Source organism: Roseovarius maritimus (assembly GCF_043355895.2).
Taxonomy (GTDB): Bacteria; Pseudomonadota; Alphaproteobacteria; order Rhodobacterales; family Rhodobacteraceae; genus Roseovarius; species Roseovarius maritimus.
Genome location: NZ_JBHFPF020000005.1, coordinates 36,312 through 59,831, shown reverse-complemented (window position 1 = coordinate 59,831; position 23,520 = coordinate 36,312). Strand labels below are relative to the sequence as shown.

General features: G+C 62.9%; 24 protein-coding genes, 1 tRNA gene and 1 pseudogene. 13 read left to right on the top strand and 13 right to left on the bottom strand.

The window, feature by feature from the left end:
• Together ACEWPM_RS11165 and ACEWPM_RS11160 are read left to right on the top strand one after the other, a co-directional pair.
• The gene (locus ACEWPM_RS11165; protein ID WP_393962377.1) at positions 1-1,734 is read left to right on the top strand and encodes an ABC transporter permease; all 1,734 of its coding nucleotides are present in this window, start codon (positions 1-3) and stop codon (positions 1,732-1,734) included.
• Positions 1,735-1,746: 12 nt separating this feature from the next.
• Positions 1,747-2,625, top strand: a pseudogene (locus tag ACEWPM_RS11160) (ABC transporter permease); the annotation flags it as partial.
• A gap of 52 nt (positions 2,626-2,677) precedes the next feature.
• Here the strand turns inward: ACEWPM_RS11160 and ACEWPM_RS11155 are convergent.
• Positions 2,678-3,544 carry a branched-chain amino acid aminotransferase gene (locus ACEWPM_RS11155; RefSeq protein WP_393962378.1) on the bottom strand — a complete coding sequence of 289 codons (867 nt, stop codon included), beginning with the start codon at positions 3,542-3,544 and terminating at the stop codon, positions 2,678-2,680.
• A gap of 154 nt (positions 3,545-3,698) precedes the next feature.
• Between ACEWPM_RS11155 and ACEWPM_RS11150 the strand changes: the two genes are divergently transcribed.
• From ACEWPM_RS11150 to leuC, 3 genes are all read left to right on the top strand, one after another.
• Positions 3,699-4,196 (top strand): MarR family winged helix-turn-helix transcriptional regulator, encoded by a 498-nt coding sequence (locus ACEWPM_RS11150; RefSeq protein WP_393962379.1) that lies wholly within the window; start codon positions 3,699-3,701, stop codon positions 4,194-4,196.
• The gene (locus tag ACEWPM_RS11145) at positions 4,193-4,894 is read left to right on the top strand and encodes a response regulator (protein WP_393962380.1); all 702 of its coding nucleotides are present in this window, start codon (positions 4,193-4,195) and stop codon (positions 4,892-4,894) included. The genes ACEWPM_RS11150 and ACEWPM_RS11145 overlap by 4 nt, the downstream gene beginning before the upstream one ends.
• 313 nt (positions 4,895-5,207) lie before the next feature.
• Entirely contained in the window at positions 5,208-6,611 is a 1,404-nt protein-coding gene (leuC, locus tag ACEWPM_RS11140; RefSeq protein ID WP_393962381.1) for a 3-isopropylmalate dehydratase large subunit, read from the top strand.
• A gap of 17 nt (positions 6,612-6,628) precedes the next feature.
• On the opposite strand, the gene ACEWPM_RS11135 is transcribed toward leuC, so the two are convergent.
• A complete protein-coding gene (locus ACEWPM_RS11135; RefSeq protein WP_393962382.1) occupies positions 6,629-6,841 on the bottom strand; it encodes a hypervirulence associated TUDOR domain-containing protein in 213 nt (70 codons plus the stop codon).
• Between the two features lie 87 nt (positions 6,842-6,928).
• Between ACEWPM_RS11135 and leuD the strand changes: the two genes are divergently transcribed.
• The 3 genes from leuD (at position 6,929) to ACEWPM_RS11120 (ending at position 9,724) form a co-directional block, all read left to right on the top strand.
• Positions 6,929-7,534 carry a 3-isopropylmalate dehydratase small subunit gene (gene leuD / locus ACEWPM_RS11130; RefSeq protein WP_393962383.1) on the top strand — a complete coding sequence of 202 codons (606 nt, stop codon included), beginning with the start codon at positions 6,929-6,931 and terminating at the stop codon, positions 7,532-7,534.
• A gap of 343 nt (positions 7,535-7,877) precedes the next feature.
• A complete protein-coding gene (locus ACEWPM_RS11125; RefSeq protein WP_393962384.1) occupies positions 7,878-8,687 on the top strand; it encodes a hypothetical protein in 810 nt (269 codons plus the stop codon).
• Between the two features lie 20 nt (positions 8,688-8,707).
• Positions 8,708-9,724, top strand: a complete 1,017-nt coding sequence (locus tag ACEWPM_RS11120) for an endonuclease/exonuclease/phosphatase family protein (protein ID WP_393962385.1) — start codon at positions 8,708-8,710, stop codon at positions 9,722-9,724.
• Here ACEWPM_RS11120 and hemF read toward each other — a convergent pair.
• The 6 genes from hemF to ACEWPM_RS11090 form a co-directional block, all read right to left on the bottom strand.
• Positions 9,721-10,611 (bottom strand): oxygen-dependent coproporphyrinogen oxidase, encoded by an 891-nt coding sequence (gene hemF / locus ACEWPM_RS11115; RefSeq protein WP_393962386.1) that lies wholly within the window; start codon positions 10,609-10,611, stop codon positions 9,721-9,723. The genes ACEWPM_RS11120 and hemF overlap by 4 nt on opposite strands.
• Before the next feature lie 19 nt (positions 10,612-10,630).
• The gene (locus tag ACEWPM_RS11110; protein ID WP_393962387.1) at positions 10,631-11,431 is read right to left on the bottom strand and encodes an SDR family NAD(P)-dependent oxidoreductase; all 801 of its coding nucleotides are present in this window, start codon (positions 11,429-11,431) and stop codon (positions 10,631-10,633) included.
• A 30-nt stretch (positions 11,432-11,461) separates the two neighbouring features.
• A complete protein-coding gene (locus ACEWPM_RS11105; protein ID WP_393962388.1) occupies positions 11,462-12,457 on the bottom strand; it encodes a class I SAM-dependent methyltransferase in 996 nt (331 codons plus the stop codon).
• Between the two features lie 5 nt (positions 12,458-12,462).
• Positions 12,463-12,807, bottom strand: a complete 345-nt coding sequence (clpS, locus tag ACEWPM_RS11100; RefSeq protein WP_393962389.1) for an ATP-dependent Clp protease adapter ClpS — start codon at positions 12,805-12,807, stop codon at positions 12,463-12,465.
• Positions 12,808-12,934: 127 nt separating this feature from the next.
• Complete coding sequence (gene zapE / locus ACEWPM_RS11095) at positions 12,935-13,993, bottom strand: cell division protein ZapE (RefSeq protein WP_393962439.1); 1,059 nt, start codon at positions 13,991-13,993, stop codon at positions 12,935-12,937.
• A 40-nt stretch (positions 13,994-14,033) separates the two neighbouring features.
• Complete coding sequence (locus ACEWPM_RS11090) at positions 14,034-14,477, bottom strand: Lrp/AsnC family transcriptional regulator (protein ID WP_393962440.1); 444 nt, start codon at positions 14,475-14,477, stop codon at positions 14,034-14,036.
• Positions 14,478-14,560: 83 nt separating this feature from the next.
• On the opposite strand from ACEWPM_RS11090, the gene ACEWPM_RS11085 reads away from it, so the two are divergent.
• Positions 14,561-15,163, top strand: a complete 603-nt coding sequence (locus ACEWPM_RS11085; RefSeq protein WP_393962390.1) for a LysE family translocator — start codon at positions 14,561-14,563, stop codon at positions 15,161-15,163.
• A gap of 68 nt (positions 15,164-15,231) precedes the next feature.
• The gene (locus tag ACEWPM_RS11080) at positions 15,232-16,194 is read left to right on the top strand and encodes an acetyl-CoA carboxylase carboxyltransferase subunit alpha (protein ID WP_393962391.1); all 963 of its coding nucleotides are present in this window, start codon (positions 15,232-15,234) and stop codon (positions 16,192-16,194) included.
• Here ACEWPM_RS11080 and ACEWPM_RS11075 read toward each other — a convergent pair.
• Both ACEWPM_RS11075 and ACEWPM_RS11070 read right to left on the bottom strand, forming a co-directional pair.
• On the bottom strand, positions 16,191-16,838 hold the full coding sequence (locus tag ACEWPM_RS11075) for a GntR family transcriptional regulator (protein ID WP_393962392.1): 648 nt from the start codon (positions 16,836-16,838) through the stop codon (positions 16,191-16,193). The genes ACEWPM_RS11080 and ACEWPM_RS11075 overlap by 4 nt on opposite strands.
• 31 nt (positions 16,839-16,869) lie before the next feature.
• The gene (locus tag ACEWPM_RS11070; protein ID WP_393962393.1) at positions 16,870-17,550 is read right to left on the bottom strand and encodes a M48 family metallopeptidase; all 681 of its coding nucleotides are present in this window, start codon (positions 17,548-17,550) and stop codon (positions 16,870-16,872) included.
• A gap of 110 nt (positions 17,551-17,660) precedes the next feature.
• On the opposite strand from ACEWPM_RS11070, the gene ACEWPM_RS11065 reads away from it, so the two are divergent.
• The 3 genes from ACEWPM_RS11065 (at position 17,661) to ACEWPM_RS11055 (ending at position 19,655) form a co-directional block, all read left to right on the top strand.
• Positions 17,661-17,987: a TIGR02300 family protein gene (locus tag ACEWPM_RS11065; RefSeq protein ID WP_393962394.1), complete on the top strand. Its 327-nt coding sequence runs from the start codon at positions 17,661-17,663 to the stop codon at positions 17,985-17,987.
• 86 nt (positions 17,988-18,073) lie between these two features.
• Positions 18,074-18,149 (top strand) — tRNA-Ala (locus ACEWPM_RS11060).
• Between the two features lie 228 nt (positions 18,150-18,377).
• Entirely contained in the window at positions 18,378-19,655 is a 1,278-nt protein-coding gene (locus ACEWPM_RS11055; protein WP_393962395.1) for an MFS transporter, read from the top strand.
• Between the two features lie 157 nt (positions 19,656-19,812).
• Here ACEWPM_RS11055 and ACEWPM_RS11050 read toward each other — a convergent pair whose 3' ends face one another.
• The 3 genes from ACEWPM_RS11050 to ACEWPM_RS11040 are packed head-to-tail and all read right to left on the bottom strand — an operon-like array spanning position 19,813 to position 23,512.
• Complete coding sequence (locus tag ACEWPM_RS11050) at positions 19,813-21,129, bottom strand: aspartate aminotransferase family protein (RefSeq protein WP_393962396.1); 1,317 nt, start codon at positions 21,127-21,129, stop codon at positions 19,813-19,815.
• Entirely contained in the window at positions 21,126-22,214 is a 1,089-nt protein-coding gene (locus ACEWPM_RS11045) for a phosphotransferase (RefSeq protein ID WP_420768020.1), read from the bottom strand. Before ACEWPM_RS11045 ends, ACEWPM_RS11050 begins: the two co-directional genes overlap by 4 nt.
• Before the next feature lie 8 nt (positions 22,215-22,222).
• Positions 22,223-23,512 (bottom strand): ArgE/DapE family deacylase, encoded by a 1,290-nt coding sequence (locus ACEWPM_RS11040; protein ID WP_393962398.1) that lies wholly within the window; start codon positions 23,510-23,512, stop codon positions 22,223-22,225.
• Positions 23,513-23,520 lie beyond the last annotated feature (8 nt).

The following is a 23,520-nucleotide window of genomic DNA, read 5'->3' as shown; positions in this document are numbered from 1 at the left end:
ATGAGCGACGTAACAGATGCCACCACGGCAAAACGTGGCCCGACCCCGGATGACGGCCTGCGCATCGCCGACAGCGAACAGGGCGGCCCGGTCCTTGCTGCCGACGGCACCCCGCTCAAGCGGAGCCTGTCTCGCGCGCTGCGGGTGCAGAAGATGCGCGCGCTGGCCCTGATCGCGCCGCTGCTGATCTTTGTCCTGATTTCCTTTATCTTTCCCATCGGCGACATGCTGTTCCGGTCGGTCGAGAACCAGATCGTCGAGAATACGCTGCCCTACACGGTCGAAGAGCTGGACGACTGGGACGCCACTGGCGACGCGTTGCCCGATGAGGCCGTGTTCCGCGCGATGTATTACGATCTCTTCCTCGCGGATGAGATGAAGCGTCACACGCGCCTCGGCTCGCGCCTGAATTACGAGGCCAGCGGAATGTCCTCGCTCTTCCGCCAGGCGGGCCGCAAGATGGACGATCCGGGCGACGACGCGCTTGACCTGCTGGAGGGCGTCGACCCGCGGTGGGGCGAGCGTGAGACATATTTCGCCCTCTTCAACGCCGCCGAAGGCGCCTCGGTCGATGGCGATCTGCTGGCGTCGCAAAGGAAGCGTATTCGCCTTCTGGCGGACGAAAAGCCGACGGGCGAGATGAACTTTGCCCCGTCCGCCGCGGTCTCGAACCTGCTGCCGACCGCTGCGCGCGCCTATACTGCCTTCGCCGTGATCACCGGCATGGTCGAGAACAAGGAGGTCGCGTCCACCAAGCCGGTCGAGACAGTGTATCTGGCCTTGCTGGACGATATCACCGCCCCCGAATTCCCCGAGCGCCTGGCCGCCTATAATGGCGCCGAGAAAGAGGCACTGAGCGCGCTGGCGAATGCCGGCCTGCCCGCGCCCGACTACCGCGCCATTTTCGAGAATATCGACGAGGATTGGGTGCTCGTGGAGACGTGGCGCGTGATCCAGACGCATAGCGCTCCCTATACTTCCGGCTATTTCCTCAATGCCATCGACATGCAGAAAACGCCCGAGGGCATCGCCGTTCAGCCCGAGAACACGCGGGTCCTGATCCAGCTGTTCATCCGCACGCTCTTTATGTCGCTGACCATCATGGGCGCCTGCATCCTCTTGGGCTATCCCGTCGCATGGCTGTTGGCGAACCTGCCGATGCGGCAGGCGAACGTGCTGATGATCCTTGTGCTGCTGCCCTTCTGGACGTCGCTTCTGGTGCGCACCTCGGCGTGGAAGGTGATGCTGCAGCAACAGGGCGTAATCAACGATGTGCTGGTGTGGGCTGGCCTCGTCGCGGATGAGAACCGGCTGATCATGATCAACAACCAGTTCGGAACGATCATCGCGATGACGCATATCCTGTTGCCCTTCATGATCCTGCCCATGTACTCGGTCATGCAGACGATCAATCCCAGCTATCTGCGCGCGGCGAAATCACTGGGCGCGACGAACTGGACGGCTTTCTGGCGGGTCTATTTCCCGCAATCCATTCCCGGCATCGGCGCAGGCTCGATCCTCGTCTTCATCCTGTCGATCGGCTACTACATCACGCCCGAGATCGTCGGCGGCACCAAGGGCGTCTTTATCTCGAACCGGATCGCCTATCACATCTCGTCCAGCCTCAACTGGGGCCTTGCCGCGGCGCTTGGTACGATCCTGCTGGCCGTCGTGCTGGCCCTTTACTGGTGCTATGACAAGATCGTCGGCATCGACAACGTGAAACTGGGGTAACGCGATATGAGCCTTCCTATCTACGCCACGTTCGGCCAACGCGTCTGGTATTACGCCTTCCGGGTGATCTGCGCGCTGATCTTCATCTTCCTGATCACGCCGATCCTTGTCGTTATCCCGCTGTCCTTCAACGCCGAGAACTTCTTTACCTTCACGCCGGAAATGCTCAGCTTTGACCCCGAGGGATATTCGCTCAAGCATTACCGCGACTTTTTCACCAACAACGAATGGCAGCGTAGCTTCAAGAACTCGCTGATCATCGCGCCCATCGCGACGCTGATCTCGGTCAGCTTGGGCACGCTGGCCGCCATCGGCCTCAGCCAATCCCATGTGCCCTTCCGCCGTGCGATCATGGCGATCCTGATCTCTCCCATGATCGTGCCGCTGATCATATCGGCGACCGGCATGTTCTTCTTCTACTCGAAGATCGGCAATTTCATGGAGAACTCCATTGGCCTCGACAAGAACCTCGTCGGCTATATCAAGGTGATCCTCGCCCATGCCGTGCTGGGCATTCCCTTTGTCATTATCACGGTGACGGCGACGCTGGTCGGATTTGACCGCTCGCTGACGCGGGCTGCGGCGAATATGGGTGCCAACCCTGTGACGACATTCTTCCGGGTGCAGATGCCACTGATCCTGCCGGGCGTCATCTCGGGTGGCCTCTTTGCCTTCATCACGTCATTCGACGAGGTGGTGGTCGTGCTCTTCGTCGGCTCGGCCTCGCAAAAGACGCTTCCTTGGCAGATGTTCACCGGACTGCGCGAGCAGATTTCGCCCACCATTCTGGCTGTGGCGACGATCCTCGTGGGGATCTCGATCCTGCTGCTGACAACGGTGGAGTTGCTCAGGCGAAGGTCCGAACGATTGCGCGGCATGTCGCCTGGATGAATGCAAAAGGGCGCCTCACCGAGGCGCCCTTTGTCATTGGCTGCAGACCGTTTTAGCTGCGCACCAGCGTCTCATAGGTCTCGGCGATGTCCCGCGTCAGCGCGCCCACCTCGAAGTGGTAGTTGCCGATCTGCCCGACGGGCGTCACCTCGGCGGCGGTCCCGGTCAGCCAGCACTGCTCGAACCCTTCCATCTCGTCGGGCATGATATGCCGCTCGTGCACGGCGATACCCTTTTCCTTGAGCAGTTCGATCACCGTCTGGCGCGTCAGCCCGTTGAGGAAGCAATCGGCCAGCGGCGTGTGCACTTCGCCATCCTTGACGAAGAAGATATTCGCGCCCGTCGCTTCGGCCACATAGCCGCGATAGTCCATGAAGAGCGCGTCCGAGCATCCCTTGGCCTCGGCGGCATGTTTGGACGTGGTGCAGATCATGTAGAGGCCTGCGGCCTTTGCATGCACCGGGATCGTCTCGGGGCTGGGCCGTTTCCATTTCGAGATATCGAGCTTCGCGCCCTTCATCTTGGCGTCGCCGTAATAGGCGCCCCATTCCCAGGCCGCGATGGCCAGATGCACAGGATTGCGGGCACTGGCGACGCCCATGTCAGGGCCAGCCCCGCGCCAGGCGATGGCGCGCACATAGGCATCCGTCAGCCCGGCCTCCTTCAGAACCAGCGCCTTGGCGGCCTCAATTTCATCCACGGAGTAAGGGATCTCGAAATCCAGCTCGCCGGCCGAGAAATGAAGCCGCTCGGAATGCTGACGGCTCTTGAAGATCTTGCCATTATACGCGCGCTCGCCTTCAAAGACCGAGCTGGCGTAGTGTAGGGCGTGGGTCAGGATATGGACATTGGCATCGCGCCACTCGACCATTTTGCCATCCATCCAGATCTTGCCGTCGCGGTCGTCATAGCCAGTCATCACGTGCCCTCCAAGGTGCAATTTTTTCATTAGTTGCGCTAGATATGACCGGAGTGGACGTAAAGTTGCGCAGAAACTGCGATTCGGTACCAGTTGAAACTTGGAATGTCAACAAAGCTGACGTAAGTTGGTCGCAAGGTGGGGAGGATGTGATATGGCAGAGGCGCAAGGCGGCGAGGCGCTGCTCTTTCTTACGGACGAGCAGTTGCAGCAGGGCATCGAGGCGATGTTCTTTGCCTATCAGGGCTTCACAGCCGATCCCGACAGGATTTTGGCAACCATGGCTTATGGTCGCGCGCACCACCGTGCCATCCACTTCATCGCGCGCAAGCCCGGCACGACAGTGACGAACCTTCTGAATATCCTCGGCGTGACCAAGCAGTCGCTGAACCGTGTTCTGCGAACGCTGGTCGAGGACGGCCTCGTCTCCAGCCGCGTCGGCAAGGCGGACAAGCGCGAACGCAACCTGCACCTTACCCCCGAGGGCGCCGCGCTGGAGCGGCAACTGAGCGATGCACAGCGCGCCCGGATGCGCGCCGCTTACCGTGCGGCAGGACCGGGGGCTGTGGCAGGATTCAGGCAAGTTCTGGAGGCCATGATGGACCCCGACATGCGTCGTCGCTACCAAACTCTCAGAGAGGCGCAATCATGAGTGACCCAGCCCCCCATCTGCTGATCGTCGACGATGACGAGCGCATTCGCGGCCTTCTGCGCAAGTTTCTCGCGCGGCACGGCTTCCTCGTGTCGGTCGCGCGCGATGCGGCCCATGCGCGACGCATTCTTGGCGGGCTGGAGTTCGACCTGATCGTGATGGATGTGATGATGCCGGGCGAGGATGGTGTCGCGCTGACCCGCGCCCTGCGCGAGACGCTGTCGACTCCCATCCTGCTTCTCACCGCACGCGGCGAGACGAGTGATCGGATTAGCGGTCTTGAGGCCGGCGCCGATGATTATCTGGCCAAGCCCTTCGAGCCCAAGGAACTGCTGCTGCGTATCAACGCCATCCTGCGCCGCATGCCAGAACCCGAGGCCGACGGCACACAACCCAAGATCCTGGCATTAGGGCCTGTGCGCTACGACATGGAGCGCGCCGAGTTGACCAAAAGCGGCGATCTTATCCGCCTGACGGCGACCGAAACCCAGCTTATGCGGATCTTTTCCCAGAGCCTGCGCCAGCCCGTTACCCGCGCCAAGCTGGTCGAGGATCTGGGTCGTGACCGGGGACAGGCACAGGAACGTGCCATCGACGTCCAGATCACCCGGCTTCGCCGCAAGATCGAGGCCGATCCGAAGCAGCCACGCTATTTGCAGACGGTCCGCGGCGAGGGGTATATGCTTGCGCCTGACTGAGCCTGGGGATCCGGGTATTTTTCCCAAGAAAAAACCAAGGTGCCGGTCTATCCGTTCTTCTTGCTCAAAATATCCTTGCCTAAGGCCCAAAATCACTTTTGGCGCCAGGCATCGCCTTTGCGCCATCGGCGCACTTGCGAGATGAGGGCGCAGGTAGTATTCCCGAGGCCATGAAAAAGATTATCGACATGGATGACAGATCACGCCTGCCCTGGCGGTTCTTTGGCGCGTCCTTGTCCGTGCTCGCGCATCTATGACGGGCCGTTGCCCGCCTGATACCTGATACAATCCGACATATTACGGGAGAGGACCCATGTCCCCCAAGACGCTCTATGACAAGATCTGGGATGCCCACCTGGTGCATGAGGCCGAGGACGGCACGTCCCTGATTTATATTGACCGCCACCTTGTTCACGAGGTGACCAGCCCACAGGCCTTCGAGGGGCTGCGCATGACAAACCGCACAGTGCGCGCACCGGACAAGACCATCGCCGTGCCGGATCACAACGTGCCCACCACGCTGGACCGCGCCAAGGGGATCGAGAACCCCGAGAGCAAGATCCAGGTCGAGGCGCTGGACAAGAACGCCGCCGATTTCGGCATCCACTATTACCCCGTTTCGGACGTGCGCCAAGGCATCGTGCATATCGTCGGCCCTGAGCAGGGCTGGACACTGCCCGGCATGACCGTCGTTTGCGGCGATAGCCACACCGCGACGCATGGCGCCTTCGGCGCGCTGGCGCATGGCATCGGCACGTCCGAAGTCGAGCATGTCCTCGCCACTCAGACGCTGATCCAGCGCAAGGGCAAGAACATGAAGGTGGAGATCACCGGCAAGCTCAGCCCCGGCGTCACCGCCAAGGACATCACTCTCAGCGTCATTGGCGAGACCGGCACGGCCGGGGGCACGGGCTATGTCATCGAATATTGCGGCGAGGCCATTCGCGATCTTTCGATGGAAGGACGGATGACCGTCTGCAATATGGCGATCGAAGGCGGCGCGCGCGCGGGCCTGATCGCGCCGGATGAAAAGACGTTTGAATACTGCATGGGCCGCCCGCACGCACCGAAAGGCGCGCAGTGGGAGGCCGCGCTGGCCTGGTGGAAGACTCTCTATTCCGATGATGACGCGCATTGGGACAAGGTGGTGACACTCAAGGGCGAGGATATCGCGCCGGTCGTCACATGGGGCACCAGCCCCGAAGACGTTCTGCCGATCACGGCCAAGGTGCCCGCCCCAGAGGATTTCGCCGGTGGCAAGGTCGATGCGGCCAAGCGCGCGCTGGAGTACATGGGCCTCAAAGCGGGCACGCCGCTGAACGAGGTCGAGATCGACACCGTCTTCATCGGCTCTTGCACCAACGGCCGGATCGAAGATCTGCGCGCCGCTGCCGCAATCCTGAAGGGCAAGAAGATCAAAGAAGGTCTACGCGCCATGATTGTGCCAGGATCGGGCCTTGTCCGGGCGCAGGCCGAGGAAGAGGGGCTGGCCGATATCTTCATCGAGGCCGGTTTCGAGTGGCGCCTTGCGGGCTGCTCCATGTGCCTCGCGATGAACCCCGATCAGCTTAGCCCTGGCGAGCGCTGTGCCGCCACGTCGAACCGCAATTTCGAGGGACGGCAGGGGCGCGGCGGTCGCACGCATCTGATGAGCCCCGCGATGGCGGCGGCGGCGGCGATCACAGGCCACCTCACCGATGTGCGCGAGATGATGTGATGGCCCGCGGCGCGTCCTCAGGATTTGCGCAGTTCGCTGTGCGATTTCAGAACCTCGTCCCCGTCATCTTGCTGGATACGGTAGGCAGGTTCATCCTGGGACGCGTCGCGCGTCACCTCGGTGCCCTTGATCTTGAGCGTGATCTTTTGCGTGTAGACCTTGGTCACCTCGCCGGTGGCGGTGCCGTTGCCCCAGTCCCATTCGACACTCGTGCCTTCGCTATATGACATGATGTTTCCTCTCTTGGCGTTCCGCATGTGAACGTCCGCCGCCAAGGTCCGGTTCCGGGCCGGCGGCCCCTGCAAAAGGACAAACCGATGGAAAAGTTCACCAAGATCAGCGGCATCGCCGCCCCCATGCCGATGATCAATATCGACACCGACATGATCATCCCCAAGCAATTCCTCAAGACGATCAAACGCTCGGGTCTGGGCGTGAACCTCTTTGACGAGATGCGCTATGATGACGACGGCAAAGAGATTCCCGACTTCGTGCTGAACAAGCCGGCCTATCGCGATGCCGAGATCCTTGTTGCGGGCGACAATTTCGGCTGCGGCTCCAGCCGCGAGCATGCCCCTTGGGCGATCAAGGATTTCGGCATCCGCTGCGTCATCGCGCCCAGTTTTGCCGATATCTTCTACAATAATTGCTTCAAGAACGGCATCTTGCCGATAGCGCTGCCTCAGGAGCAGGTGGATGTTCTGATGGCCGAGGCCCAGAAGGGCGCGAATGCGCGAATCGAGGTTGATCTCGAGGCGCAGACGGTTACCACGTCCGAGGGCGACGTCATCTCCTTCGAAATCGACGCGTTCAAAAAGCACTGCCTGCTGGAAGGTCTGGACGATATCGGCTTGACCATGGAAAAGGCTGCAGCGATCGACAGTTTCGAGGCGAGCGCAAGCGCGCAGCGCCCTTGGGTCTGATGCAGTAACTGCATCAACGGCCCGCGATATGCGCGGGCCGTCCTTCCGGCCCTTGTGGGCTAACTTGGCGTGCGAACCACATGTTGTGGCACGCTCATTCCCTGCCAGCACTGACCTTGAGGATTGATGCATTCGCGCATCACTACTTCAATGCATCGCGCCAAGCGCACGAAAAGACGGCGCAAATTCTTGAGCGCCAGCCGGAAACAAGGCAAGATCAAGGCGTAATTGAGGCATACCGCCATAAAGAGCGGGATCAAGTTGGGACAACGTCGCGGCATCGTATCGCGTCAGGCCAAGTTGAAGGGATCGGGCAGTGGTTTCACATGTCGCAGGCGCGGCCATGCGCGCCTTATTGGTGGCTGTACTCATCGCCCTGCCGTCTCTGATGGTGGATCAGGGCGCACAAGAGGCGAGCCAGATAATCCTGCTCATCGCACTTGTCGCGGGGCTGCTGGTGTTCGCCGAATACTCGGCGCATTCGCCCAGCATTCTGGAGTTTCGGTTCGCCGCCCCCTACAACCGCATCAAGTTCATCGCCTTGGCCATCATCATTGTGACACTTTCCGCCATCGCGCGGGGCGGGTCGGAGCCCGGATCGCTGACGCTGCTGCTTGCGGATTTCGGTCGCAGCGTTGGTACGTCCCTGGACTTCCCTTATTCGCCCGTCCGGCAGGTATTGCTATTGGTGCCCACGAATGCGCCCGCAGAAGTGATTGAATTCGTTCGAATTGCTGCCGGGCTAAGCTATGGCGCCTCGCTGCTTATCCTGGCGCTCTTCGTGCTGATCGTTCGTGTGCTCGGCTGGCCGGTACGGCGCGGCGCCTTCAACGTCTGGATGAATCTACCCCTCTTCGATCCCACGCGTGGCGGCGATGTCGTGCAAAAGCTTCAGCGTGAAGCTGGTATTAACCTTTCTTTAGGGTTCGTTCTGCCATTCTTGCTTCCAGTGATCGTGGCAGTGATGCAGGGCCTCCTTACCTCAAGCTCTGTTTTGCAGTCGCATACCTTGATCTGGATGATCGTTGGATGGGCCTTTCTTCCTGCCAGTCTGGTGATGCGCGGCATCGCGATGATCCGCGTGGCCGAACTGATATCGGCCAAGCGTCGGCGCGCTTACGCGCAAGCCGAGGACTCGTTGCAGGTGGTCTGATAGCCTTTTGCCTTGTCTGGTTGGCGCTGACGGCCCCGGCTTGGGGCGACAGTCTGCGTGTGGCGACCTATAATACCGACCTCTCCCGTGACGGGCCGGGACTGCTGTTGCGGGATATCCTGCGCGGCGATGATCAGGCGCAAGCCGTTGCGGAAACCATCGCCGAGGCGGGTGCTGACGTCATCCTGTTGCAGAATGTCGATTACGACATCGATCTGCTGGCGCTGACGGCGCTGCGCGATCTGATCGGACGAGCCGGGCGGGTTTATCCCGAGATGTTTGCGCTCCGGCCCAATACCGGAATTCCGACGGGTCTGGATCTGGACAAGGACGGTCGATTGGGCGAGCCCGAGGACGCCCAGGGGCATGGTGACTTTTCCGGGCAGGGCGGTATGGCCATCCTGTCGCGCTGGCCCATCGACCGGCACGCTGTGCAGGACCTGAGCGGGCTTCTTTGGCGCGACATGCCAAAGGCGTTGCTGCCACAAGCGGACGGCGCGCCCTACTTCAGCCCCGCCGTGCTCGATATGCTGCGTCTGGCGGATGTGGCGCATTGGGCGGTGCCGATCATGCATCCGGACGGCCCGGTGACTGTCCTTGCCTTTCACGCCAGCCCCCCGGTCTTTGACGGGCCGGAAGATCGTAACGGGCGGCGCAACCATGATCAGCTTCGCTTCTGGCAGCACTATCTGGACGGCAGGTTTGGCGCCGCGCCGGACCAGCGCTTTGTCTTGATGGGCCACGCCAATCAAGATCCCGATCGTAGCGAGGGGATCAAGGAGGGGGTCGCCGGCTTGCTGGCCGATCCACGTATTCAGGATGTGCGTCCCCTGCGCCCGGAAGGCACCCCGCCCGAGGCGACTGTTCATTGGCCTCGCGTCACACCGCCTGATCTGCGGGTCAGCTATGTGTTGCCATCACGCGATTGGCAGATCGCTGGGTCCGGGGTTCTGTGGCCGCTGAACGGCTCGGAAGCCGAGCGCGCGGCACTGGCCAGCCGTCACCGCATCGTGTGGGTCGATCTTGCCCTACCCTAGACCCATTTGGCCATGGGCGGCAGCGACATCAGCACGGCATTGGCGTCATGGCCCGTGGCAAGGCCGAATTTCGTGCCGCGGTCATAGACCAGATTATACTCGGCATAGAGGCCCCGATGCACCAGTTGCGCATCCTTGTCGGCATCGCTCCAGTCCTGCACCCGGCGCTTTTCGATCAATGGCAGGAAAGCGGGCAGAAAGGCGCGCCCGATATCCTGCGTCAGCGCGAAATCCGCGTCCCAATCGCCAGAGTTCTGATCATCCATGAAAATGCCGCCGACGCCGCGCGCGCGGCCCCGGTGCGGGATGTAGAAATACTCGTCCGCCCAGTCCTTGAGCCGCGGATAGTGATCCGGCCCGTGCGGGTCCAGATGCGCGCGCTGCTGCGCGTGGAAATGGGCGGTATCCTCGGGGTATTCGATGCAGGGGTTCAGATCGGAGCCGCCACCGAACCACCAGGCATGCGGGGTCCAGAACATGCGGGTATTCATATGGACCGCCGGGCAATGCGGGTTCTGCATATGTGCGACCAGGCTGATGCCGCTGGCCCAGAAGCTGGGATCGCTCTCCATCCCCGGCACGCCGCGCGCCGCCATCGCCTTTTGCGCGGCATCGCCCAGCTGGCCATAGACCTCTGATACGTTGACGCCCACCTTCTCGAAGACGCGGCCGCCGCGCATCACGCTCATCAGACCGCCGCCGGCGTCGCTGCCATCCTCGGTGCTGCGTCTGGTCTCGCTGACCTTGAACCGGCCCGGCGCTGCGTCGCTCAGGGGGCCTCCGCCATGGCTGTCCTCCAGCCCCTCGAAGGCCGCAACGATCTCGTCCCGCAAGCTGCGAAACCAGTCGGCGGCGCGGCGCTTTTCGCTGGTGAAATCGTCAGTCATGGGTGTCCCTTTCGGATGATCAGTGGGCAGGCGCCGAGACCGGATCGACCAGAGAACGGCCCCCGTCCAGCGTTACGATCTGCCCGGTCATGAAGCCCGCGCCGTCACTGGCGAGGAACTGCACCGCCTCGACCAGCTCGCTGCAGGCGGCGATCCGGCCGAGCGGCGTGTGCTCTTCGATATCGCTGCGGTAGTCGCCATGATCCTTGAGCGTTTCCTGCAAGGATCGGCTCATCACCGACCCGAAGGCTAGCGCGTTGACGCGGATCTTGTGCGGCGCCAGCGTCACCGCCATCGAGCGCGTCATCTGATCGATGGCGGCCGAGGATATGCCATAGGCCAGCAGATCGGGATGCGCCCGGCAGGTCGCGATCGAGGACAGGTTGATGATCACGCCGCCGGCGGGGTTTTCCTCGCCCTCGGACTGCTTGATCATGCGCTTGGCCACCAGTTGGCTGAGGCGCAGCGCGGTGATGAGGTTCTGCTCCAGCAGCAACTCGACGGCATCGTCGTCGGGATTCAGCGGATCGGACATGACCACCTGCCGCGAGGCGTTGACCAGAATATCCACCGAATCGAACGCGTCGATCGTGGCTGAGAGCAGATTGGCGAGCGTCAGCTTTTCGCGCAGATCGCCCGCGAAAAAGCGGATGGGGCCGTCATCGTCGAGGCTGCCCAACTGCTCGGTCAGGGCCTCTTCGTCCATATCCGCGAACATGACATTCGCGCCCTTGTCGGCCAGATGCCGTCCAATGGCGAGGCCGATGCCGTTGGCCCCGCCAGTGACGATGGCCGTTTTTCCGGAGATCGAAAATGACATTGTGAAACTGTCCTTGTGAGGGGTTTGCGGCTAGCGCTTCTTGCGCATGGGGCGGCGGGCATGCAGCAGCTTGAACCGTGTATCGCCGCCCGGCGCTTCGGAGACATCGGCAAAGAGGCCTGCGAGAGTCTGTTCATAGGGCAGATGGCGGTTGGCCACCATCCAGAGCTGGCCCGAGGGTTTCAGCATGTCGGCGGCCGCGGCGATGAAGTCACGCCCCAGCGCCGGGTCAGCCTTGCGCGCGGTGTGAAAGGGGGGATTCATCAGAACCGTGTCGGCGCGCGTCTCGGGGCGCCAGCGCAGCGCATCCTCCCAGTGAAAGCGCGCGCGCGGATCGGCCACGTTGATACGGGCGCAGCCCAGTGCCGCGTGGTCGGCCTCGACGGCGTCGATCAGCCTGATGCTGTCCCGCTCCAGCGCCCGGTGGGTAAGGTATCCCCAGCCTGCGCCCAGGTCGATCACGTGCGCGCCCAGCGTTTCAGGCAAATTGTCAGCCAGCGCACGAGAGGCCGGGTCGATGCCGTCGGCGGAAAACACGCCCGGCGCGGTGACATAGCCTTCTTCGATTTCGCTTGGCTCGCCCGCGCGCCAGCCGGGCAGTTCGGGCGCCGGGTCCATCCAGAACAGCTTGCCATGTGCCTTGTTGATCGGGCCGGACACGCCGTCGGCCTGTTTGCGGCACGCCTTCATGGCCGACTCGATTCCATCGGTCTTCATGCCATCGACGATCACCGGACCATCGGTCACATCTGCAGCCTGCGCGATCAGGGCGCGGGCGCGGTCCTTGGCGCGGGGCAGGCAGATCAGCGAGGCGCCATAGCGCCCCTCGGGCGCGGTGTTGCAGGTATAGCCCAGCGCGGCGAAGTGATCGCTGTCGGGCTTGATGCCCGTGATCACGTGGCAAAGGTCCTGCGGCAGATCCGACAGGTCGCTGTCGGGGGTGGGCGCGAACACCGCGATGCGCGCGCCATCCGGCAAGGACAGGCCGCCGCCCTGCAGCGCCAGTGACAATCGGATGCCTGTCATGATGTTTATTCCCGTTCCATCGTGCATTGCAGGGGATGCTGGTGTTTGCGCGCGAAATCCATGACCTGCGCCACCTTGGTTTCCGCGATTTCGTGGCTGTAGACGCCGACGACGGCGACGCCCTTCTTGTGGACGGTCAGCATGATCTCAAACGATTGCGCGCTGCTGAGGCCAAAGAAACGCTCGAGCACCGCAACCACGAACTCCATCGGCGTGTAGTCATCATTCAGCAGCAGCACCTTGTAGAGCGGCGGGCGCTTGGTCTTGGGCCGCGTGGCAACCACGACCGAGCTGTCGGTGCCGTCATCGTCGTCGGCCATCGTCCATTGCTGCGATGTAATGAGGTCCATAGGGTCCATGTGTCTGCTGCGCTCATCGATAGGTCGGGTCGTGTAACTCAGGCCGTCTATATAGCCTTTGACGCAAATTTTGAAAGGGGGTGGCGGCGTCCGGCGGTTGCCAGGGTCTGGCCCTGCCTCAGGCCGCGCCCCAGCCTTCCGATTGCATCTCGCGCAGGCGGCTGGCGGTGCGCTCGAACTCGAAACTGCCCTCGCCTTCGACATAGAGATATTCGGGCGTTGCCGCCGCCGAGCAGATCAGGCGCACCTTCGCCTCGTAAAGCGCGTCGATCAGCGTGACGAAGCGTTTCGCCTCGTTGAAGTTCTGGCGGCTGAGCAGGGGGATATCCTCCAGCACCAGAACGCGCGCGGCCTCGGCCAGCGCGAGGTAGTCGGCAGCGCCCAGCATGCGCCCGCAAAGGTGATAGAATGTGGCCCGCGCGACACCGTTGTGAAAGGCGGGGATTTCCAGCTGCCGCTTCTGCACGGTCAGGGTATGCGGCTGCGCCTTGCCTTCGGTCAGGCTCTGCCAGACCTCCTCGATCTTGGCGCGCGCCTCGGCGTTGTTGGGGGTGAAGTAGGTGGGGCTGCCGGCCATGCGGTCCTGCCGGTAATCATTGGGCGATGTCAGCTCATGCACCACCATCCGCTCCTTGATCAGGTCGATGAAGGGCAGGAAGAGCTGGCGGTTCAGCCCGTTCTTGTAGAGATCATCGGGCACACGGTTGGATGTGGTCACCACCACGACGCCCGCATCGAAAAGACCCTGAAACAGCCGCCCCACGATCATCGCGTCGGTGATGTCGGTGATCTGCATCTCATCGAAAGCCAGAAGTCGCACATCTTCGGCCACCTTGGCGGCGACAGGGGCGACGGCATCCTCCTTGCCCTCTTGCCGCGCGGCGTGGATGCCGGCGTGGATTTCCTGCATGAAGGCGTGGAAATGCACCCGGCGGTTTGGAACCTTCAATGAGCTGGCGAACATGTCCATCAGCATGGATTTGCCGCGCCCCACCCCGCCCCACATGTAGAGGCCCCTGGGCGGCTCGGGCGCCTTGCGGAACCATCCCTTGGGCTGCGGCTCGGCCAGCGCGGCGCGGATACGCTCGAACTCGGGCAGTACACGCTCTTGCGCGGGGTCGGCGGTCAGCGCGCCGGAATTAACCTTGTCGGCGTAGATGTCGGGCATTGTCTTCATGGGCAGGGACATACCTTGGGGCCAGCGCATTGGGAAGCCATCAGGCGCGCGCATCCTTGGGCGAGCCCATCACCACATAGGAGGTGATGGCATTGACCTGCGGCAGCACGCCCATGACATCGGTGTGAAATGCCTTGTAGCTGGGCAGGTCGGCCACCTCGATCCGCAGCAGATATTCGACCGAGCCGGTGATGTTGTGACATTCCACCACCTCGGGCGCGGCAGCCATGGCGCGCTCGAACGCCTCCTGGCTGGCCTTGGTGTGGCTGTTGAGACCGACGGTGGCATAGGCAACGAAACCGACGCCCATCGCCCCGCGATTCAGAACCGCACGGTAACCAGCGATCACGCCGCGCCGCTCCAGTTCCTGTACGCGGCGCAGACAGGCGCTGGGCGACAGGCCGCAGCGCTCGGCGAGCTGAATGTTGCTGATCCGGCCATCTCGTGCCAATTCCTGCAATATGCGCTCGTTGATCTTGTCCATGACGCTGGATAATTGCGCCATTTCTGAGTTCTGACAAGTATTCGCAATGACATTGCGGAGTGCTCTGCATAATCTTGCGCCCTATGACATTGGATATCCTCTCTGCGCTGGTCGCCTTCTGCTTTGTCGGAGTGATCACCCCCGGCCCGAACAACCTGATGCTGATGGCATCAGGGGCCAATTTCGGCTTTCGCCGGACGGTGCCGCATATGTTTGGTATCGGGGTCGGGATGCCCGTCCTGACGCTGCTGGTGGGCGTTGGCATCATCCGCGTCTTTGAGGTGTTTCCCATCGTGCAGACCGTGCTGACGGTGATCAGTGTAGCCTATCTGCTGTTCCTGGCGTGGAAGATTGCCAATGCCGCTCCACCGCAGCAGGCCGGTGCCGAGGAGGCGGGCAAGCCGCTGACCTTCCTGCAGGCCGTCGCCTTCCAGTGGGTCAATCCCAAGGCCTGGTTCATGGCGCTCTCGGCGATCACGCTCTATGCGGGCGGGCGCGAGCCTTCGGCGATCCTGTGGGTCGCTGGCGCCTATTGCGCGGTCTCGTCCATCAGCACGACCAGCTGGACCGCACTGGGCCAGCAGATGCGCCGGTTTCTCGGCACGCCGGGGCGGTTGCGCGCATTCAACTGGACGATGGCCGCGCTGTTGGTGGCAACATTGATTCCCGTGCTAATGCCGCACTGACGGCCAAGCTGATTGCATTTGGTGCCGGCCCCAGCCATATAACGCAGGCACCAAACGGAGCCGCGTTTATGACCCAATATCTCGACTTTGAAAAACCCCTCGCCGAAATCGAAGGCAAGGCCGAGGAGCTCAGGGCGATGGCCCGCGCCGGTGAGGGTGTCGATGTCGAGGAAGAGGCCGCCGCGCTGGACAAGAAGGCCGCGACCATGCTGCGTGACCTCTACAAGGATCTGACGCCCTGGCGCAAATGCCAAGTCGCGCGCCACCCCGAGCGACCCCATTGCCGCGACTATATCAAGGCGCTTTTTACCGAATACACGCCCTTGGCCGGGGACCGCAATTTTGCCGATGATCACGCCGTGATGGGCGGCCTTGCGCGGCTGGATGACCGCCCCGTGATGGTGATCGGCCATGAAAAGGGCAACGACACCAAGTCCCGAATCGAGCGGAATTTCGGCATGGCCCGCCCCGAGGGCTACCGCAAGGCGATCCGCCTGATGGAGATGGCGCACAAGTTCGGTTTGCCGGTTATCACGCTGGTCGACACGCCCGGCGCCTATCCCGGCAAAGGCGCCGAAGAGCGAGGCCAGTCCGAGGCGATCGCCCGCGCCACCGAGAAATGCCTGCAGATCGGTGTGCCGCTGGTCAGCGTCGTGATCGGCGAGGGCGGATCTGGCGGGGCTGTTGCCTTTGCCAGCGCCAACCGCGTCGCCATGTTGGAGCACTCGGTCTATTCGGTCATCTCGCCCGAGGGCTGCGCGTCGATCCTATGGAAGGACGCTGAGAAGATGCGCGAGGCCGCCGAGGCGCTGCGCCTGACCGCACAGGACCTCATCAAGCTGGGCGTTGCCGACCGTCTGATCGACGAGCCGATGGGCGGCGCGCATCGCAATCCCAAGCAGGCGATGGAAAATGTCCGCGCCGCGCTGGGCCAGATGCTGCAGGATCTGGACGGCAAGAGCCCGAAGGCGCTGGTCCAGGACCGTCGCGAGAAATACCTGAACATGGGCAGCAAGGGCTTGGCGGCTTAACCCGCCAGCATTCTCAGGCCCTGCGTCACGTCCGATCTGACCGCAAGGCGCAGTGCAGGCTCGTCTCCGGCCTTTAGCGCCCCGATGATGAGGCGGTGATAGGGGGGTGGCTCTTTCTGGCGCAGTTTGCCGTATAGCTTGCGCATGGTCGGCCCCAGTTGCAGCCAGACCGTTTCGGCCATTGCCAGCATCGCGGGGGCCTGCGCCCGCAGGTAGAGCGTGCGGTGAAACTCCAGATTGCGCCGGATATAAGCGACGGCATCGTGGCGGGCGATATCCTCGGCTATCGCGGCGTTGATCGTGGTCAGCCTGTCGATCAGCGCGATGTGTGCGCGGGGCAGGGCGCGGCTCGCCAACTCGACCTCCAGAAGCGAGCGGAGCGCCGCCAGTTCCTCGATTCGGTCATTGCTGAGCTCGGGGGTCGACACGCGGCCCGACTGGCTGAGCGTCAGCGCACCCTCGGCCACCAGCCGGCGCAGCGCCTCGCGGGCCGGGGTCATCGAGACGTCGAATTCCTTGCCGATACCGCGCAGGGTCAGCGATTGGCCGGGCGCGATCTGGCCGTGCATGATGCGCGTGCGCAGCCCGCGATAGACGCGGTCATGGGCGGCGGGAACGGGATCGGGGCGTGGATTCATCAACATGAATCCCTTGTGATCACAAATTCAGCCGCCGTCAATCAAAGCGATAGCGGTGCAGCTCCGTCCCGTGCCGGCGCAGCCATTGGCGATGCGCCGCGTAATCCGGCATCAGGTGCGCGACCGCATCCCAGAAGGCGGCCGAGTGGTTCATCTGCTCAAGATGCGCAACCTCATGGGCAGCGACATAATCCAGCACCTCGGGCGGGGCCATGATCAGCCGCCAGGAATAGCTGAGCCCCGCAGTGGACGAGCATGACCCCCAGCGCGAGCGTGTGTCGCGCAGGGTCAGCTTGCCATAGGGGCGCCCCAGGGCGGCTGAATAGCGGTCCGACGCCGCCGCCAGCCTGTCCCGCGCCAGCGTTTTCAGCCAGGCCTGCAGGCGCGCGGGCTGGCCGCCCGGCACGATCAGCCGATCCCCCTCAATGGTGACGCGCCGCCCCGGTCCGGCCTCGACGCGAAAGAGGTCGCCTTCGACGGGGATCTGCGCCCCGGGCAGGGCGGCCACCTCGGGGGCGCGGCTCTCCAGATGGCCCTGCAACCAGTCCTGCTTGGAGCGTGCGAAGTCCAGCGCCTCGCGCTCGGACAGGCCGCGGGGCAGGGTCAGCGTGACGCGCCCATCCACCCCCGAGACCCGCAAGGAGATGCGCCGCGCGCGCGACGACCGGCGCAGGGTTACTGCGATCGGGGGGTTGCCGGGAAGGATATGCTCGCCCATATGCCTGAATATCGCTGCGGGTGCCTGTCTTAAAGGCTTTGACACCTTTGCACCGTTATGGCAGGTGGCGCAGACCGCATGCAAGGCACCATATTTGAAAGGGATGACCCATGCCCAAGGAAGAATGGGGCGTCAAGCGCCTGTGCCCGACGACGGGCCAGCGCTTTTACGACCTGAACAAGGATCCCATCGTCAGCCCCTACACGGGCGAAGTCGTCGAGCTGAACACCGGCAAGAGCCGGTCGATCAAGGCTGACGCAGAGGATGCGGAAACGAAGAAGATGAAAGAAGCCAACACCGACGACGACGCGGTGCTGGATGATGATGATGACGATGTCGACGTCGATCTGGGCGATGATGTGCTCGAGGACGATGAGGACGAGGATGTCTCGCTGGACGAGATCGCCGATGTCGCATCGGATGACGACGATAGCTGATACCGCAAAGCCGGGCCGGATTTTTTCGCTTGATCCCGCCCGGCGCTTTGCTTAATCAGCGCCAAGCGGCCCGGTTGGGCCGCATCGGGGCCTTAGCTCAGCTGGGAGAGCGCCTGCATGGCATGCAGGAGGTCAGGGGTTCGATCCCCCTAGGCTCCACCAAACTTCCTGTTTTTCCGTTGAATCAGCATCCGATTTCCAGCGGTGATCTGTTTTCGTGGGTTGTGATGCCTGAGCCGTTCCAGCACGTTGGACGCAGGCCGTTCGAACCGAATTCCAGTTGCCGCTACAGTGGGTTTTTTCTCTGGGCGCTTGACATCAGGCTTGGATGCCTTGCCATTTCGATGTGGAAAGCTGACTAGACGCTTCACGTGGAAGGTTCGATTCAGGATGAGCAGGTTCGCAAAGACTGCGTTTGGGCGCATCACCGACACGGATGCAGATGATGTGAGTGCCGAGGAAGCGGGCAATGGCGTTATCCATGTCCTGTCTCTCACCCTGACCAAGACCGCTGACGCGCTGATCGACCCCAAGCTTGTGCTGTCCTGGCTGTTGACGGCTCTGGGGGCGCCTGGCGCGATGATCGGTGCGCTGGTTCCGGTACGCGAAGCCGGCGCGCTCTTGCCGCAACTGGCCCTCGCGCGCTGGGTCGAGGCAAGCCCGCAGCGCAAGCGATTCTGGGCGGCTGGCAGTGCCCTACAGGGGCTCGCGGCTCTGGGCATTGCGGCGTCTGCGTTGCTCTTGAGCGGCATCTGGGCGGGCGGCGCCATCGTGGCCTTCCTTGCCGTGCTCGCCGTTGCGCGGTCGGCCTCGTCGGTCAGCTACAAAGACGCATTGGCACGAACGATTACCAAGCGGCGCCGGGGGGCGATCACTGGACTGGCCGCATCGGTCGCGGCGGTTTCGGTCTTTGTCGTCGGCTTGGTCATGGCGGCGGGACTCTTTGAGGTCGCCGTCACGCCGTTGGCAGCGATCATTGCGGTCGCGGGGGCAGCCTTCTTGCTGGCTGCGATCATTTTCTTGCGTTTGAGCGAGCCAAAAGGTGGCACTGACACCGTTGATAACGATGCCTCACTTACCGCGCTTGTCGATCCGATCCTTTCGGATGTCCAACTGCGCCTGTTTGTTGCCTCCCGTGCCGCGCTTGCGGTAACAGCATTGGCGCCTCCCTTTATCGTCATGCTCACGGCGGCCTCGGGCCGCAGCGCACTGGACCAACTGGGACCGCTGGTAATGGCCTCCACCGCGGCCTCGGTTCTGGCATCCTATGTCTGGGGGCGCCTTTCGGACTATTCCAGCCGGCAGACCTTGATGGCGGCGGGGGCGCTGGCCGCAGTGGTTTTCGCGGTTGTCGGCGGACTTGGCCTGACGCTCGGCGGATTGGGCGGGGCGTTTGGCGCCGCGGCCGCGATCTTTGCGGCGCAGATCGCCTATGAGGGGGTGCGGGCGGGCCGCAAGCTGCACCTGACGGATATGGCCGAGGATGCGTTTCGCGCCCGCTATACTGCTCTGTCCAACACGCTTATCGGTATCGCCTTGCTTGCGGGCGGTCTCTTTGGTCTCGCGGCCGAGCGGTTTGGGCCCGCGCCGGTACTCCTGGTCTTCGCCGTGATCGCGTTGCTGGGATCGGCGTTGTCGGCCACTCTTGAGGAAGTGCAGCAGGACTGATGCGGCATTCCTTGTTGCTCTGGCTTGCGGTTTGGAAGATCAACATGTGCTTGCGCAGGGGCGGCTTCCGGCGCGCTGATTTTCTTTCGTAACTCTGGCACGGCGCGACCAACCGCGCTGCGCGCACTTTGGGGTTGTCCACGTTTGGGCTTAGCGTCTAGGAGGCTGCGAAGGCTGCTCTCACTGCCGTGACGAAGTAATCCGCCTCATCTTCACTCAAGATCAGCGGCGGGCGAATTTTCAGGATATTGGCGTCCGGTCCGGTTGCGCTGATCAGCACGCCATTCCGGCGCAGGTGATTGACGACAAAACCCGCGCGTGCCGCGTCAGGGGTATTTGTTTCCGTATTGGTGACGCATTCGACAGCCAGAAACAGGCCCGCGCCCCGAACATCGCCGATATCGCTGCGCCCGGCGGCAATATCGCGCAGGCCAGCTTTCATATGGGCACCGACATCGCGGGCATTCTGCTGCAGGCCTTCGGTTTCGATCACGTCCAGTACGGCCATACCTGCCGCGGCGGCCACCGGGTTTCCGCCAAAGGTGTTGAAATAGCGTGCCTTTTTGCCAAATTCGGCTACCAGATGCGGCTGCATCGCCGTCCCTGATACGGGAAATCCATTTCCCATCGGCTTGCCCATGGTGACCATATCCGGGACCAGCTCATGCCGCTGAAACCCCCAGAAGGCATCGCCAGTGCGCGCAAATCCCGGCTGCACCTCGTCGGCGATGAAGAGGCCGCCCTCGGCGCGGATCAGATCGACGGCGGGCTGCAAGAAACCAGCGGGGTCTGGGTAGAGGCCATCGCTGGAAAAGACCGTATCGACGATGAAGGCTGCAGGCTCGATCCCGTCGGCGCGCATCGCGCCGATGGCCTCGGCCAGATCGGCAGCAAGCTTGGCGCCCTGGCTCTCGGACGGCACTGTCAGCGCATTGGGTGCATCAATCAGGCGCACGCGCGGGCCACGCGTGACGAAATCCCCCAGCGATGGCGACAGCTCGGATACCGATTCGCTGAGGCCGTGATAGGCGAGGCGTGTGACGATCACACCCTGCCGCCGCGTGTAGCTGCGTGCGATGCGCAGCGCGAGATCGTTGGCTTCGGAGCCGGTGCAGGTGAACATCACATGACCCAGTGCATCCGGCATGGTGGCCAAGAGACGCTCGGCATAGTTCACCACGCCCTCATGGAGGTAGCGGGTATGGGTGTTCAGCACGCCAAGCTGCGCGCTGATGGCCTGCACCACATGCGGGTGACAATGGCCCAAGGATGCGACGTTGTTGTAGGTGTCCAGATATTTCTTGCCCGCCTTGTCCCAGACCCACGCGCCCTCGCCACGGACGAGGTGCAGCGGTTCTTCGTAGAAGAGGCGATAGGCGGGGCCGAGAACCTTGGCGCGCCGTTCGATCAGGGCGCGGTCTTCGGGGTCAAGATGATCGGCGGCGGACGCGTCGAAGGCGTTGACCATGCTCATGGGGCGGGCCTTTCCATTGCGGCGCGGAGCGCGGCCTGCGCGGCGGGGATGCCGATGGCGTCGATCGCGTCGAGGCCGTGCAGCGAGGCGGCGGTGTTGCGCAGGATGTAGTCGGCATTGGCCGGGTAGCGCCGCGCGCGCCAGGCGCCGATGGTTAGCGTCGTGGCGTGGCGCAGGCGCATGAGATCGGGCAGCAGTTCCAGCTCCTCGCGCTCCAGCGGCATGAGGGTGGTATAGCCGGCGATCATCCCGGCGATCCGTTCCATCGGCCGCTCGCCGTCCGTCACCTGATAGGAGCAGGCAACCGCCAGATCGCAGGCAACGGGGGTGTGCACCATGTCGCCGAAGTCGATGATGCCGGTGGCGCGCGTGGCCTGCGCGCTATCGACGAGCAGGTTATGCGGGTTGAAATCGTTATGCACCACCTGCGCGCGCAGGCAGGGTAGGTGCGGCGCAATCTCGGCGTCGAAATGGTCGACGATGGCCGTCAGGCGCGCGCGCAGGGCGCCATCCTCGACCGCGTCCAGCATCGGGCGCAGGCGGTGCGCCTGCTTGATATCCCACTGCAGGATATGGCCCGCCGCCGGATGGAAAAACCCGCGCAAGCCGAGTGTCAGTCGCGCGAGAAGCGCGCCCAAAGCCGGGTAGAGTCCCGGCGCGGGCGTGGCGCTACTGAGGACCGTGCCGCTCAGGAAGGTCATCAAGCGCACGACATGGGCATCGCCATTGGGCCCGGTGATGATGGCCGAGGGCGCGCCGGTTAGCGTCTGGCAGATGCGCTGCACCGGAAGGGACGGGTCCACCTTGGCCAGATGCATCAGCGCGGCGGTCTGCATGTCGGTCACGCCGCGATCCTCGACCGCGTTCGTGACTTTCAGCAGCGCCTCCTCGCCAGTATCCAGGCGAATGTGGAAATTGGCATCCTTTTCGGCACTAAGCGGCCTGATAGAGCCTGATATGCCATACAGATCGCGCGCCAGGTCCGCAGCCATGTCCAGCGATATCTCGGGCGCGTCATGCGCCAGCAGATCCGTCAAGGCGGGTGGCGCCTCGGACGGAAAACAGAAGCTGGGGAGGCCTGTCATGTGCGTCATCAGCTATCGATTGCCTCGACGCCGCACCATTCCGCAATGAAGAGCGCCATGGTTGTCGTGATCTTTTGCACCGATGAAAGACTGACGCATTCGTCGATGCCGTGGATGTTGCGCGATTTTGGCCCGTAGCAGAGGGACGGGATCTGATTGTAGAGCGCATAGACCCGGCTATCGAGGTAACTGGGCGTCATGAAAGATTTGAGCGGTGCGCCGATGGCGGCCTCATGTGCGCGGCCCAGTACCGCCTCGGCCTCGCTGCCTTCCTCCAGCGCGTAACCCTCGGCGTAGAAGCCGTTGAAGACCACCTTGGGCGGGTTGTTGGCGAGGAAGGCGTCATTGTCGGCAAAACTCTTGATGCGGTCGGTGATCTCCTTGGCTGCCTCTTCGGCACCCTGTCCGGGATAGAGCGAGACGCGGCAGTCGATATTGCACCATGATGGGACGGACGAGGCCCAATCGCCGCCCTCGATCTTGCCTATGTTCAGATTGATCGGGTGCGCCTCATCCTCGAAATGGGGATGGTTGGCCTTATCCGCATTCCAGTCCGCCTCCAATTCACGCAGAGCGCCGACGATGCGATAGGCGGCGTCGATGGCATTGGCTCCCTCGCCCATTTCGCGCACATGGACGGGCACGCCGCGCACCTGCACCTGGAACCAGACCACGCCCACATTGGCGCGCACCAGCATCTCCTCCTCGGGCTCGGGGATGAAGGCAGCGTCAGCGGTGTAGCCTTGCAAGAAGGTCTGAAGCGCGCCGTTGCCGGTGCTTTCTTCCTCGACGACGGATTGCACATAGACCGTCGCCGCGGGCTGAAGGCCGATACTGCGCAGCGCGTCGAGGGCAAAGAGGTTGGCGGCGGCGCCGGCTTTCATATCGCCCGAGCCGCGGCCATACATCCAGTCGCCGTCGATCTTGCCGGAAAAGGGCGGATCGGACCACATGTCGTGCAGTCCCTCGGGCACCACGTCGAGATGCGATTGCAGGATCAGCGAGCGGCCCTTTTCCTCGCGCGGTCGGTGGATGCCGACGACGATGGGAGCGTCCGAATGATGTTCCGAGAATTTCGAGCCACCAGGATGCGCCTCGATCGCGGTGCGCTCCATCTCGAAGCGATCCATTTTGTAGCCGCGCCCCTGAAGTTCGCGAAAGAGCAGGTCCTGGATGCTGTGCTCGTGTCCGCGCAGGGACGGGTTCTGCACCAGTTTCTGGGTGAAGGCGGTCTGGGCGTCAAAGCCATCCTCGACCGCCTTGATGATCCGGTTCCGTAGGTCTGCATCCAGTGTCATTGTCTCGT

Excerpts from the sequence above, each read along its gene's own strand:
- ACEWPM_RS11165 (WP_393962377.1), top strand. The coding sequence starts at position 1 with ATGAGCGACGTAACAGATGCCACCACGGCAAAACGTGGCCCGACCCCG.
- ACEWPM_RS11155 (WP_393962378.1), bottom strand. The coding sequence starts at position 3,544 with ATGACTGGCTATGACGACCGCGACGGCAAGATCTGGATGGATGGCAAA.
- ACEWPM_RS11150 (WP_393962379.1), top strand. The coding sequence starts at position 3,699 with ATGGCAGAGGCGCAAGGCGGCGAGGCGCTGCTCTTTCTTACGGACGAG.
- ACEWPM_RS11145 (WP_393962380.1), top strand. The coding sequence starts at position 4,193 with ATGAGTGACCCAGCCCCCCATCTGCTGATCGTCGACGATGACGAGCGC.
- leuC (WP_393962381.1), top strand. The coding sequence starts at position 5,208 with ATGTCCCCCAAGACGCTCTATGACAAGATCTGGGATGCCCACCTGGTG.
- ACEWPM_RS11135 (WP_393962382.1), bottom strand. The coding sequence starts at position 6,841 with ATGTCATATAGCGAAGGCACGAGTGTCGAATGGGACTGGGGCAACGGC.
- leuD (WP_393962383.1), top strand. The coding sequence starts at position 6,929 with ATGGAAAAGTTCACCAAGATCAGCGGCATCGCCGCCCCCATGCCGATG.
- ACEWPM_RS11125 (WP_393962384.1), top strand. The coding sequence starts at position 7,878 with ATGCGCGCCTTATTGGTGGCTGTACTCATCGCCCTGCCGTCTCTGATG.
- hemF (WP_393962386.1), bottom strand. The coding sequence starts at position 10,611 with ATGACTGACGATTTCACCAGCGAAAAGCGCCGCGCCGCCGACTGGTTT.
- ACEWPM_RS11110 (WP_393962387.1), bottom strand. The coding sequence starts at position 11,431 with ATGTCATTTTCGATCTCCGGAAAAACGGCCATCGTCACTGGCGGGGCC.
- ACEWPM_RS11105 (WP_393962388.1), bottom strand. The coding sequence starts at position 12,457 with ATGACAGGCATCCGATTGTCACTGGCGCTGCAGGGCGGCGGCCTGTCC.
- clpS (WP_393962389.1), bottom strand. The coding sequence starts at position 12,807 with ATGGACCTCATTACATCGCAGCAATGGACGATGGCCGACGACGATGAC.
- zapE (WP_393962439.1), bottom strand. The coding sequence starts at position 13,993 with ATGAAGACAATGCCCGACATCTACGCCGACAAGGTTAATTCCGGCGCG.
- ACEWPM_RS11090 (WP_393962440.1), bottom strand. The coding sequence starts at position 14,477 with ATGGACAAGATCAACGAGCGCATATTGCAGGAATTGGCACGAGATGGC.
- ACEWPM_RS11085 (WP_393962390.1), top strand. The coding sequence starts at position 14,561 with ATGACATTGGATATCCTCTCTGCGCTGGTCGCCTTCTGCTTTGTCGGA.
- ACEWPM_RS11080 (WP_393962391.1), top strand. The coding sequence starts at position 15,232 with ATGACCCAATATCTCGACTTTGAAAAACCCCTCGCCGAAATCGAAGGC.
- ACEWPM_RS11075 (WP_393962392.1), bottom strand. The coding sequence starts at position 16,838 with ATGTTGATGAATCCACGCCCCGATCCCGTTCCCGCCGCCCATGACCGC.
- ACEWPM_RS11070 (WP_393962393.1), bottom strand. The coding sequence starts at position 17,550 with ATGGGCGAGCATATCCTTCCCGGCAACCCCCCGATCGCAGTAACCCTG.
- ACEWPM_RS11065 (WP_393962394.1), top strand. The coding sequence starts at position 17,661 with ATGCCCAAGGAAGAATGGGGCGTCAAGCGCCTGTGCCCGACGACGGGC.
- ACEWPM_RS11055 (WP_393962395.1), top strand. The coding sequence starts at position 18,378 with ATGAGCAGGTTCGCAAAGACTGCGTTTGGGCGCATCACCGACACGGAT.
- ACEWPM_RS11050 (WP_393962396.1), bottom strand. The coding sequence starts at position 21,129 with ATGAGCATGGTCAACGCCTTCGACGCGTCCGCCGCCGATCATCTTGAC.
- ACEWPM_RS11045 (WP_420768020.1), bottom strand. The coding sequence starts at position 22,214 with ATGACAGGCCTCCCCAGCTTCTGTTTTCCGTCCGAGGCGCCACCCGCC.
- ACEWPM_RS11040 (WP_393962398.1), bottom strand. The coding sequence starts at position 23,512 with ATGACACTGGATGCAGACCTACGGAACCGGATCATCAAGGCGGTCGAG.